Annotated in this window: 8 protein-coding genes; 2 read left to right on the top strand and 6 right to left on the bottom strand. The window is 71.0% G+C overall.

The window, feature by feature from the left end:
• Window positions 1-65: 65 nt before the first annotated feature.
• The 6 genes from gap to uvrA all read right to left on the bottom strand — a co-directional run bounded on the left by gap (window position 66) and on the right by uvrA (window position 9,123).
• A complete protein-coding gene (gene gap, locus JOF44_RS00855) occupies window positions 66-1,070 on the bottom strand; it encodes a type I glyceraldehyde-3-phosphate dehydrogenase (protein WP_209886197.1) in 1,005 nt (334 codons plus the stop codon).
• Window positions 1,071-1,211: 141 nt separating this feature from the next.
• Window positions 1,212-2,210, bottom strand: a complete 999-nt coding sequence (gene whiA, locus JOF44_RS00850; RefSeq protein ID WP_209886194.1) for a DNA-binding protein WhiA — start codon at window positions 2,208-2,210, stop codon at window positions 1,212-1,214.
• Complete coding sequence (locus tag JOF44_RS00845; RefSeq protein WP_209886191.1) at window positions 2,194-3,324, bottom strand: gluconeogenesis factor YvcK family protein; 1,131 nt, start codon at window positions 3,322-3,324, stop codon at window positions 2,194-2,196. Before JOF44_RS00845 ends, whiA begins: the two co-directional genes overlap by 17 nt.
• Window positions 3,321-4,217: an RNase adapter RapZ gene (gene rapZ, locus JOF44_RS00840; RefSeq protein WP_209886188.1), complete on the bottom strand. Its 897-nt coding sequence runs from the start codon at window positions 4,215-4,217 to the stop codon at window positions 3,321-3,323. The genes JOF44_RS00845 and rapZ overlap by 4 nt, the downstream gene beginning before the upstream one ends.
• Before the next feature lie 40 nt (window positions 4,218-4,257).
• Complete coding sequence (uvrC, locus tag JOF44_RS00835) at window positions 4,258-6,198, bottom strand: excinuclease ABC subunit UvrC (protein WP_209886184.1); 1,941 nt, start codon at window positions 6,196-6,198, stop codon at window positions 4,258-4,260.
• Between the two features lie 12 nt (window positions 6,199-6,210).
• A complete protein-coding gene (gene uvrA / locus JOF44_RS00830; protein WP_209886181.1) occupies window positions 6,211-9,123 on the bottom strand; it encodes an excinuclease ABC subunit UvrA in 2,913 nt (970 codons plus the stop codon).
• A gap of 71 nt (window positions 9,124-9,194) precedes the next feature.
• On the opposite strand from uvrA, the gene JOF44_RS00825 reads away from it, so the two are divergent.
• Complete coding sequence (locus JOF44_RS00825) at window positions 9,195-9,884, top strand: MBL fold metallo-hydrolase (RefSeq protein ID WP_209886177.1); 690 nt, start codon at window positions 9,195-9,197, stop codon at window positions 9,882-9,884.
• A complete protein-coding gene (locus tag JOF44_RS00820) occupies window positions 9,878-11,620 on the top strand; it encodes a bifunctional 3'-5' exonuclease/DNA polymerase (RefSeq protein ID WP_209895558.1) in 1,743 nt (580 codons plus the stop codon). The genes JOF44_RS00825 and JOF44_RS00820 overlap by 7 nt, the downstream gene beginning before the upstream one ends.
• Window positions 11,621-11,843: the final 223 nt, after the last annotated feature.

Below are 11,843 nucleotides of genomic sequence, written 5' to 3'. Positions count from 1 at the left end.
ACCCCTCGGGGTGGCGACCGGCGGGCTCCGGGGATGTCCTGGTGGTCAGGACGGGACAGCGAGGATCAGAGGGACTTGCCCACGAGCTGCGAGAGCTCGACGAGGCGGTTGGAGAAGCCCCACTCGTTGTCGTACCAGGAGAAGATCTTCACCTGGTTGCCGTTGACCTTGGTCAGCTGCGCATCGAAGATCGCGGAGTGCGGATCGCCCTCGATGTCCTTGGAGACGATCGGGTCCTCGGTGTAGCGCAGAACGCCCTTCAGCGGTCCGTCGGCGGCCTTCTTGATCGCGGCGTTGACCTCCTCGACCGTGACCTCGCGGGAGGCCTCGAAGGTGAGGTCGGTGATCGAGCCGGTGGGGACCGGCACGCGCAGCGAGTAGCCGTCCAGCTTGCCCTTGAGCTCCGGCAGCACCAGCGCCACGGCCTTGGCCGCGCCGGTGGTGGTCGGGATGATGTTCAGGGCGGCGGCGCGGGCACGGCGGGGATCCTTGTGGGGACCGTCCTGCAACACCTGGTCCGAGGTGTAGGCGTGGATGGTGGTCATCAGGCCCTTGACGATGCCGATCTCGTCGTTGAGCACCTTGGCCACGGGAGCGAGGCTGTTGGTGGTGCACGAGGCGTTCGAGACGATGTCGTGCTTCGCCGGGTCGTAGTCGCCGTCGTTGACGCCGATCACGAAGGTCGCGTCCTCGTTCTTCGCCGGAGCGGAGATGATGACCTTCTTGGCACCGGCCTCGAGGTGGGCCTTGGCCTTCTCGGCATCCGTGAAGATGCCGGTGGACTCGATGACGACGTCGGCGCCGATCGTGCCCCACGGGATGTTCTTGGGGTCGCGCTCGGCGAACGCCTTGAAGGTGGTCTCGCCGACGGTGATCGAGTCCTCGTCGTGGGAGACCTCGTAGGGCAGCACACCACCGATGGAGTCGTACTTGATGAGATTCGCGAGCGTGGCGTTGTCCGTGAGGTCGTTGACCCCGACGATCTGGATGTCAGCCTTCTGCTCGAGCGCTGCGCGCAGGTAGTTGCGCCCGATGCGACCGAATCCGTTGATTCCGACCTTAATGGTCACGGTTCCTCCTTGATTCGCAGGAATCTGCGAAATGCGGGTACTGGCAGTGGCGCGCACGCCCTCGTACGCTGGGACGGCGCCGGCTGTGACCGACGACCGGAACAATCCTATCAATGCCTGAGGGTCCGGGAACGGGACGTATCACGTCCCGGGATCCGGAGACGTCGGCAGCTGCCTCTCGTCGACCTCCTCATCGGTCCCCGGCAGTCCCAGATCCTCCGCCCGTTTGTCGGCCATCGCCAGCAGCCGACGGATCCGTCCGGCGACGGCGTCCTTGGTCAGCGGCGGATCGGCGAGGCGCCCGAGCTCCTCGAGGCTGGCCTGGCGGTGCTCCAGCCGGAGCCGCCCCGCGGACTGCAGATGCTCGGGGACCTCGTCGCCGAGGATCTCCAGGGCCCGCTGGACGCGCTGGCCCGCGGCCACCGCCGCCCGGGCGCTGCGGCGCAGATTCGCGTCGTCGAAGTTCGCCAGGCGGTGGGCCGTGGCCTTGACCTCGCGCTTGGTGCGGCGTTCCTCCCAGGTCCGCACGGTGGCCCGAGCACCCATGCGGGACAGCAGCGTCGAGATGGCGTCCCCGTCACGCAGCACCACCCGGTCCGCGCCCCGGGCCTCGCGCGCCTTGGAGGCCGCCCCGAGGCGCCGTGCGGCGCCGACCATCGCCAGGGCGACCTCCGGGCCCGGGCAGGACAGCTCGAGCGCCGAGGAGCGTCCCGGTTCGGTCAGGGTGCCGCGGGCGAGGAACGCGCCGCGCCAGGCGGCCTCCGCATCGACCGCGGCCCCGCCGACGACGAACGGCGGCATGCCGCGCACGGGGCGCCCGCGGGCGTCCAGCAGTCCGGTCTGGCGTGCCAGCATCCCGCCCTCGCGGTCCACCCGCACGAGATAGCGGGTGGTGCGGCGGATCCCGGCCGGGGCGAGCACCGCGAGATCGGCACGGTGGCCGTACATGTCCCCGATGATCGCGTGCAGCCGCCGCGCGACCGCCGCGGAGTCGAGCTCCGCCTCGACCACGACCCGTCCGGCGACCAGGTGCAGCCCGCCGGCGAAGCGCAGCATCGCCGCCGCTTCCGCCTTGCGGGCCGAGGGCCGGGTCACCTCGAGGTGGCTCAGCTCCTCCTTGGCCTCACCCGTCAGCGCCATGCAGGTCCTCCTCGTTCGATGGGTCTTCGGCCGTCGCCGTGCCGTAGGTCGTGCCCGGGGCGGTGGTGCCACGGGTGGGTTCGACGTCGCCGTAGGCGTCGTCGAACAGGTCCCGATAGGCCGCGGCCAGCCGCACCGGGTCATGATGAGGGCGACCGTCGCCGACGCTGACCTGACGCAGCAGCGCCCGGATCCCGCGGGCTTCCGCGGCCTGGGCCAGCATCAGGGCGTCGTCCAGGGTCGTGGGGTCGGCGACCAGGGCGTCGAAACGACAGCCGTCGGCCCGCTCCAGCAGCACGTCGAGCATGTCCAGGCTGGTCATCCCCTCGGCCTCCTGCGCCCCCACCGTCAGATTGGTGGTGATGCAGCGCCGGGCCGGGCTGGTGCGGATCGCCTCGGCGATCTCGGGGATCATCAGGTGCGGCAGCACCGAGGTGTACCAGGAGCCGGGACCGACGATGATCCAGTCGGCACGGCCGATGGCCTCCAGCACCGCCTCGGGCACCCGGGGCCGCGGCGGGACCAGACGCACCTGCTCGACGCGGCCCTCGGCGGTGGCGACCTGCCACTGGCCGCTGATGGAGCGCACCGTGCCGTCGGTGCCGCGCACGCGGGCCTCGATGTCCAGCGGCTCCAGCGCCATGGGCAGCACGCGCCCGCGCGCGCCGAGCAGCTCCGCCATCTGGTCGAGGCCCTCGATGGGGTCCTCGAGGATCTGCCACAGCGAGACGATCAGGAGATTGCCCAGGGCGTGCCCGTCCAGCTCCCCGTCGGTTGCGAAGCGGTGCTGGATCACATCGCCCCAGATGGATCCCCAGTCGGAGTCCTCGCACAGCGCCGCCAGCGCCATCCGCAGATCGCCCGGGGGCAGCACGGGCATCTCGGTGCGGATCCGGCCGGAGGAACCGCCGTTGTCGGCGACGGTGACCACTGCGGTGATGTCGTCGGTCAGCAGGCGCAGGGCGCGCAGGTTCGCCGCCAGGCCGTGGCCGCCGCCGAGCGCGACCACGCGCAGCGGTCGCTGCGGATCGCCGCGCCGGCCGCGGCGGGCGCTGGCGGAGCGGTCGGCGGTGCGCAGACGATGCCCGCCGGAGCGGGAGGCGATGGTGTTCATTCGCGCCCCAGATCGCGATGGCGGATCCGGACCGCGTACCCGGCCGAGCGCAGCTGGTCCCCGAGGTTCTCGGCCACGGCGACGGAGCGGTGCTTGCCGCCGGTGCAGCCGATCGCGAGGGTCGTGAAGTGCTTGTTCTCGGCGCTGTACCCGCGCAGCACGGGGGTGATCATCTCGAGGTACTTGCCGACGAACTCCCCCGCGTTGGCGTCGCCGAGGACGAAGTCTGAGACCTCGCGGTCGGTCCCGCGCAGGGGTTTGAGCTCGGGCACCCAGTACGGATTGGGGATGAAGCGCACGTCGCTGACGTGGTCGGCCTCCAGCGGGATCCCGTACTTGAAGCCGAAGGACAGCATGGTCACCGTCAGGCGCTGCTCCTCGCTGGTGCCGAAGACGGAGCGCATCTTCATCGTCAGCTGGTGCACGTTCAGCGGGGAGGTGTCGATGACCAGATCGGCCATGCGCCGGTAGGGCGCGAGCATCTCGCGCTCGCGACGGATCCCCTCGAGCACCCCCTCCTCGCCCTGCAGCGGATGCGGGCGGCGCACGGAGTCGAAGCGGCGCACCAGCGTGGACTCGTCGGCGGTGAGGAAAAGCAGGCGCAGGCGGAGGTCGGAGCGGCGCAGGTCGGCGACCACGTCGGAGAGCTCGGAGAAGAACGGACCGGAGCGGGGGTCGACCACCACCGCGAAGCGGTTCTCGCGGCCGACGGCGCTGGCGCGCAGCTCGTACAGGGTGATGATCAGCTGGGGGGCGATGTTGTAGACGACATACCACCCCATGTCCTCGAGGGCGTGCGCGGCGGTCTCCCGCCCTGCACCGGCGAGCCCGGTGATGATGACGATGTCCCCGGTCGCATCGGAGGGGGGCGCCGTCGAGGGATCGTCCTGCATGGGAGATTCCTTCCCGGGTCGTGGGCTGCGCGGGGCCGGTTCAGCGGTCGAGGATCTCGCCGGTGGCCATGTCCACCGCGACGTCGAGAGAGTCCTCGTCCGTGCTGTCGTCCCTCACGGCGTCGGAGTCCGTCGCCTGCTCGGATCGTAGCGCGGCCAGCAACTGCGCGGCCAACGCGGGACCGATCCCGTCCACCTCCTGGAGCTGGTCCTGGCTCGCATCCCGGATCGCGGAGACCGTCACGAAGCGGTCCAGCAGAGCGCGGCGCCGGGCCGGGCCCAGGCCCGGGATGCCGTCCAGGGCGCTGGCCTGCATGGCCCGACCCCGCTTGGAGCGGTGGTACGTGATCGCGAAGCGGTGGGCTTCATCACGCAGGCGCTGGACGAGGAACAGGGCCTCGCTGGTGCGCGGCAGGATCACCGGGTACTCGTCCCCGGGCAGCCAGATCTCCTCGAGCCGCTTGGCGATGCCGGCCAGGGCGATGTCCGTGATGCCGAGCTCGTCGAGGACGCGCTGGGCGGCGGCGACCTGCGGAGGTCCGCCGTCGACCAGGATCAGGGAGGGCGGATAGGCGAAGCGCCGCGACTCCTCCTCGGTCTTCTCGGGCGGGTCCAGGTGATGCTTCAGACGCCGGGTGAGCACGTCGTGCATCGAGGCGGTGTCGTCGCGCGCGGCGGAGCCGGTCACCGAGTAGCGGCGGTACTCGCTCTTCTTGGGCAGCCCGTCCTCGAAGACCACCTGGGAGCCGACCACATTGGTGCCCGAGGAGTGGGAGATGTCGAAGCACTCGATGCGCAGCGGGGGCTCGGCCAGCTCCAGCGCCTCCCCCAGGTCCTCGAGCGCCTTGGTGCGGGCCGTGAGGTCCCCGGTGCGCTTCAGCCGGTGCAGGCGCAGCGCGTCGGTCGCGTTCTCGGTGACCGTGGCCAGGAGGTCCTTCTTCTCGCCGCGCTGCGGGATCCGCAGGTCGACGGGGCGGCCGATCAGCTCGAGCACCTGATCGCGGTTGGTGGGCTGGACGGGGACCAGCACCTCCTTGGGGGCGGTGCCCTCGGCGTACAGGGTGGTCAGGGCCCGCTCGACGAGATCGGGGGCGGTGGATTCGTCGAGGATCTCGGCGGTCCACCCACGCTGGCCGCGGATCCGGCCGCCGCGCACGTGGAAGACCTGGATGGAGGCCTCGAGCTCGTCCTGGGCCAGGCCCACGAGGTCGGCGTCGGTGGCATCCGAGAGCACCACCGAGTTCTTCTCCATGACCTTGTCCAGCGCCGCGAGGTCGTCGCGCAGCCCGGCGGCGGTCTCGTAGTCCATCGCCGCGGCGGCATCGCGCATCTGCCGCTCGATGCGGCGGGTGTAGGTGGCCGTGTTGCCGGCCATGAAGTCCGCGAACTGCTCGGCGAGGCGCCGGTGGTCCTCGATCGAGATGTCGCCGACGCAGGGCGCGGCGCACTTGCCGATGAAACCCAGCAGGCAGGGGCGACCGGAGCGCTCGGCCCGACGGTAGACACCCGGGGTGCAGGACCGGATCGAGAACACCCGCAGCATCAGGTCGAGGGTCTCCCGGATCGCCCCCACCTGCGGGTAGGGCCCGAAGATCAGATCGCCCTTGGCACGGGGCCGACGGGTGATGTGCACCCGAGGCACCGCCTCCCCCATCGTGATCACGAGATAGGGGTAGGACTTGTCGTCGCGGAACTTGACGTTGAACCGCGGGTCGAACTCCTTGATCCAGGTGTACTCGAGGGTGAGGGCCTCGACCTCGGTGCCCACCACCGTCCACTGCACGCTCGCCGCCGTGGTGACCATGCGCCGGGTGCGCTCGTGCAGCACCGCGAGGTCCTGGAAGTAGTTGACCAGGCGCTGGCGGAGGTTCTTCGCCTTGCCGACGTAGATGACGCGCCCGTGCTCGTCACGGAAGCGGTACACCCCCGGCTTCGTCGGGATGGAGCCGGTGGCGGGGCGATAGGTGGAGGGATCAGCCATGGAGAGCGGACCTCAGCGTCGTCCTGAGCGGACTGCGCGATCGGTGTGGTCGGCGCGGTCCGTGCGTTCGGCGCTGCCGGAGCGGCCGGCCTCGAGCATCGGGGCGAGGAAGTGCCCGGTGTACGAGCCGGTCACCGCCGCGACGTCCTCCGGGGTGCCGGTGGCCACGACGCGACCGCCGCCGGCGCCACCCTCGGGGCCGAGGTCGATGACGTGGTCGGCGGTCTTGATGACGTCCAGGTTGTGCTCGATGATGATGACGGTGTTGCCCTTGTCGACCAGGCCGCCGAGCACCGAGAGCAGCTTGCGCACGTCCTCGAAGTGCAGCCCCGTGGTGGGCTCGTCGAGCACGTAGGCGGTGCGGCCGTTGGAGCGCTTGTGCAGCTCCGAGGAGAGCTTCACGCGCTGCGCCTCGCCGCCGGAGAGCGTGGTCGCGGACTGGCCGAGCTTCACGTATCCCATGCCGACGTCGACCAGGGTCTGCATCTGGCGACGGATCGCGGGCACGGCGTCGAAGAACTCCAGCGCCTCCGCGATCGACATGTCCAGCACCTCGGCGACGTTCTTGTCCTTGAACGTCACCTCGAGCGTCTCGCGGTTGTACCGCTGGCCGTGGCACACCTCGCACTGGACGTACACGTCGGGCAGGAAGTTCATCTCGATCTTCAAGGTGCCGTCGCCGGAGCAGGCCTCGCAGCGTCCGCCCTTGACGTTGAAGGAGAAGCGCCCGGCGGTGTAGCCGCGGATCTTCGCCTCGGCGGTCTGGGCGAACAGGGTGCGCACCCGGTCCCACACCCCGGTGTAGGTGGCGGGGTTCGAGCGCGGGGTGCGGCCGATCGGCGACTGGTCGACGTGGACGACCTTGTCGAGATGCTCGAGCCCGGTGACGCGCTTGTGTCGGCCCGGCACGATCCGCGCCCGGTTCAGCTCCTTGGCGAGGACCCCGTAGAGGATGTCGTTGACCAGGGACGACTTCCCGGAGCCGGAGACTCCGGTGACCGCGGTCAGGACCCCCAGCGGGAAGCTGACGTCCTGTCCGACGAGGTTGTTGGCGCGCGGGGCGACGACCGTGACCATCCGGGAGCGGTCCACCGGTCGACGGGTCAGGGGCAGCGGGATCGACAGCTCGCCGCTGAGGTAGCGGCCCGTGAGGCTGTTCGGATTCTTCTTGAGCCCCTCGACCGACCCGGAGTGGATCACCTGGCCGCCGTGCTCACCGGCCAGCGGACCGATGTCCACCACCCAGTCGGCGGCGTTGAGGGTGTCCTCGTCGTGCTCGACGACGATCAGCGTGTTGCCGAGGTCCCGCAGCCGCGTCAGGGTTCCGATGAGGCGATCGTTGTCGCGCTGGTGAAGTCCGATCGAGGGTTCGTCGAGCACGTAGAGCACTCCCACCAGTCCGGAGCCGATCTGGGTGGCCAGGCGGATGCGCTGGGCCTCCCCGCCGGACAGCGTCCCGGCCGCCCGGGCGAGGTTGAGGTAGTCCAGTCCCACGTCGAGCAGGAATCCCAGGCGGGAGCGGATCTCGCGGAGCACCTCGTCGGCGATCGCGGCCTCGCGCACGCCGAGCTCGAGACCCTCGTGGAAGGTCAGCGCGTCGCGGATCGACATCTCCGTGACCTCGGAGATGGACCGGCCGCCGACGGTGACCGCGAGCACCTCCGGGCGCAGCCGCGCGCCCTGGCAGGCGGGGCACGGCACCTCCCGCATGAACTGCTCGTAGCGCTCCTTGGCCCAGTCCGACTCGGTGTCGGAGTGGCGACGCTCGAGGAAGTGCATGACGCCCTCGAACCCGGTGGCGTAGGTCCGCTCGCGCCCGAAGCGGTTGCAGTACTTCACGTGGACCTTGTAATCCTTGCCGTGCAGCAGGGCCTCCCGGGCCCGCTCCGGCAGCGCCCGCCACGGCGTGTCCATCGAGAAGCTCAGCTCCTCGGAGAGCGCGGCCATCACCTCCTGGTGGCGATCCGCGGAGCCCATGGCCCACGGCGCGATCGCCCCGTCGGCGAGGCTGAGGTCCTCGTCCGGGATCACGAGCTCGGGATCCACCTCGAGGCGCATCCCGATGCCGGTGCACTCGGGGCAGGCGCCGTAGGGCGCGTTGAACGAGAAGGTGCGCGGCTCGATGTCGTCGATGGCCAGCGGGTGGTCGTTGGGGCACGCACGCTTCTCCGAGAAGCGCCGCAGGCGGTCCTCGGAGCCCTCCTCGAGGTCCACGAAGTCGACCACCACGATGCCTTCGGCCAGACGCAGCGCGGTCTCGACCGAGTCGGTGAGGCGGCGGCGCGCGTCGGGCTTGGCCGCGAGGCGGTCCACGACCACCTCGATGGTGTGCTTGATGTTCTTCTCGAGGCTGATCTCCTCGTCCAGGCGCCGGGTGGTCCCGTCGACCCGGGCGCGGGCGTAGCCCTGGGAGCGCAGCGCGCTGATCAGATCGACGTGCTCGCCCTTGCGGCCCTGCACGACCGGGGCCAGGAGCTGGAAGCGGGTGCCCTCGCTCTGCTCGAGCAGGGTGTCGACGATCTGCTCGGCCGAGGAGGAGCTGACCGGTTCGCCGCAGATCGGGCAGTGCTGGACGCCGGTGCGCGAGAACAGCAGGCGCAGGTAGTCGTAGATCTCCGTGATCGTGCCGACCGTCGAGCGCGGGTTGCGGTTGGTGGACTTCTGGTCGATGGAGACCGCCGGGGAGAGCCCCTCGATGAGATCGACCGAGGGCTTGTCCATCTGCCCCAGGAACTGCCGGGCATAGGCCGACAACGACTCCACGTACCGGCGCTGGCCCTCGGCGAAGATGGTGTCGAAGGCCAGGGAGCTCTTACCGGATCCGGACAGCCCGGAGAAGACCACCAGGCGGTCCCGGGGGATATCGATGTCGATGTTCTTGAGGTTGTGCTCGCGCGCACCGCGGACGACGAGGGAATCAGTCACCCGGACATCCTACGAGCGTCACCGACGTTCGAACAGTTGTTCGCCGGGGAGAGACGCGACATACTGGGGGCATGGTCGCCAACGAGTACACCGGACACGTCGAACCCCATGGTGACAGCGCTCTGCGCACCCTTCCCGGGCTGCAGATCCGCAAGGCCTCGGTGGGGTCGATGAACAACAACACCTATCTGCTGACCTGCCGGTCGACCGGCGCGCAGCTGCTGATCGATGCGGCCGCCGAGCCGGAGCGGCTGCGCCGTCTGGTCGCCGAGGGGTCCGAGCAGGAGCAGCTGGACCTGATCGTCACCACCCACAGCCATCACGACCACATCGGGGCGCTCGCCGAGCTGTCCGCCGCCACCGGCGCGCGCACGGCGGCCGGCGGCCCGGACGCCGAACGGATCATGACCGCCACCGATCACCCGCTCTCCCACGGGGACGTGCTCGAGGTCGGCGAGCAGCAGGTCGAGATCATCGCGCTGCGCGGCCACACGCCGGGCTCGGTCGCCGTGCTGTGGCGCGGCGCCGATGAGGAGGGCACCGAGACGCACCACCTCTTCACGGGCGATTCGCTGTTCCCCGGCGGCGTGGGCAACACCGACTCGGATCCCGAGCGCTTCACGCAGCTGATCGAGGACGTCGAGCGCCGCGTGTTCGACCGTCTTCCCGACGCCACCTGGGTCTACCCCGGGCACGGGGACGACACCACCCTCGGCGCGGAGCGCCCGTCGCTGCCCGAGTGGCGCGAGCGGGGCTGGTGAGCCAGCAGGCCCCGGTCTGGTCCGTCGTGGGCCGCGGGGCCCGCGGTGCGGTGACGGTGGTCGACCTCGACGCCGACGGCGGCGAGCTGCAGACCGCGCACCTCACCGCCGAGCAGTGGCCCGAGCACGCCCGGCACCACGAGGGCGCGCATCGACCGCGCTGGGTCTTCAGCGACACGGCCTCCTGGTATCCGCAGCTCCTGGCGGCCGGGGTGACTGTCTCCCGCTGCCACGACCTGCGTCTGATCCACGTGATCCTGCGTCACTCGCAGCTCGTGGAGGATCCTGGGCCGGTGCGCGCGGCGACGGCATGGGACGCCCCCATCGACCAGGGCCTCGAGGCGGCCCCGGACCAGGGCGCGACGCTGTTCGACCTGGACGCCTCGGCGAGCAGCGGTGGAGTCCCGCACGACCTCGAGGAGTCGCTCGCCGAGTTCGCCCGGCACCGCGCGGCGACCGATGGCTCCGCCGATCCGGGCCGGCTGCGACTGCTGGTGGCGGCCGAATCGGCCGGGGCGCTGGTGGCCGCCGAGCTCCACGCCGCAGGGGTCCCCTGGGACGTCGCCGAGCACGACCGCATCCTCGCCGAGGCGCTCGGCCCCCGCCCGGGCACCGGGCAGGCGCCGGCGCGGATGGTCGAGGCCGCCGCGGAGGTGCGCAGCGCGCTCGGTGACCCGACGCTGAGCATCGACTCCCCGCCGAAGCTCCTGCGCGCCCTGCACCGGGCGGAGATCGACGTCGAGTCCACTTCGCAGTGGGAGCTGCTGGAGCACGACCACCCGGCGATCGAGCCGCTGCTGCGCTACAAGAAGATGTCCCGCCTGCTGACCGCCAACGGCTGGACCTGGCTGGACGAGTGGGTCGACGACGGCCGATACCGGCCCGTCTACGTCCCCGGCGGCGTGGTCACGGGCCGCTGGGCGGCCAGTGGCGGCGGGGCGCTGCAGATCCCGCGCCAGCTGCGCCCCGCACTGCGGGCCGACGAGGGCTGGCGTCTGGTCAGTGCCGACGTGTCCCAGCTGGAACCGCGCGTGCTGGCCGCGATGTCCGGCGACAGCGCGATGGCGGCCGCGGGCGCGGATCGCGACCTCTATGCGGGCATCGTCGACGCCGGCGTGGTCGAGACCCGCCAGGAGGCCAAGGTAGGAGTGCTCGGCGCGCTGTACGGCGGCACCACGGGGGACAGCGGCCGGGTGGTGCCGCGGCTGCGGCGGAACTTCCCCGCGGCGATGCGCCTGGTCGACGAGGCCGCCGCCACCGGGGAGCGGGGCGGGACCGTCTCGACCTGGCTGGGCCGCTCCTCCCCCGCCCCGGAGGCCGAGTGGACCCGCGCGCAGACCACCGCGAACCTCCCCGATGCCGCCTCGGGAGAGCAGGAGCGCGCACGGCGTGCGGCCCGCGACCGGGGCCGGTTCACCCGCAACTTCGTCGTCCAGGGCACGGCCGCGGAATGGGCGCTGTCCTGGCTCGCGGCGCTGCGGCTGTCCCTGGCCGGTTTCGATCCGGTCCCGGAGGCGGAGCAGGCGACGCCCTCGGGCCCGGTGTTCGCCCGACGGGCCCACCTCGTCTTCTTCCTGCACGACGAGGTGATCGTTCATGCCCCGGCCGCGCAGGCCGACGCCGCCGCCTCGGCGATCCTGACTTCCGCCGAAGCGGCCGGACGTCTGCTGTTCCCCGGCAGCGTCGTCGATTTCCCGCTGGACCTGACGATCACGGAGCGCTCGCCGGCGAAGTGAGCCCATCGGGGCCGGCTCCCAGCTCCCAGCTCCCAGCTCCCAGCTCCCAGCTCCCAGCTCCCAGCTCCCAGCTCCCAGCTCCCAGCTCCCAGCTCCCAGCTCCCAGCTCCCAGACACCATCCTCCCCACCCCGCGTCGGTCCACAGCGCTCGGTCTCCTGTCTCGGATGTCGGTGCCCTCTGGTGCACTGGGACTGCAGTCCAGAACCCCCGCCGGTTGGAGA

Source organism: Brachybacterium fresconis, assembly GCF_017876515.1.
GTDB classification, from domain to species: Bacteria; Actinomycetota; Actinomycetes; order Actinomycetales; family Dermabacteraceae; genus Brachybacterium; species Brachybacterium fresconis.
Note: the sequence above shows the minus strand (reverse complement) of the source record. Positions and strands in the feature narration are given on the sequence as shown.

Excerpts from the sequence above, each read along its gene's own strand:
- uvrC (WP_209886184.1), bottom strand. The coding sequence starts at position 6,198 with ATGGCTGATCCCTCCACCTATCGCCCCGCCACCGGCTCCATCCCGACG.
- whiA (WP_209886194.1), bottom strand. The coding sequence starts at position 2,210 with ATGGCGCTGACGGGTGAGGCCAAGGAGGAGCTGAGCCACCTCGAGGTG.
- rapZ (WP_209886188.1), bottom strand. The coding sequence starts at position 4,217 with ATGCAGGACGATCCCTCGACGGCGCCCCCCTCCGATGCGACCGGGGAC.
- JOF44_RS00825 (WP_209886177.1), top strand. The coding sequence starts at position 9,195 with ATGGTCGCCAACGAGTACACCGGACACGTCGAACCCCATGGTGACAGC.
- JOF44_RS00845 (WP_209886191.1), bottom strand. The coding sequence starts at position 3,324 with ATGAACACCATCGCCTCCCGCTCCGGCGGGCATCGTCTGCGCACCGCC.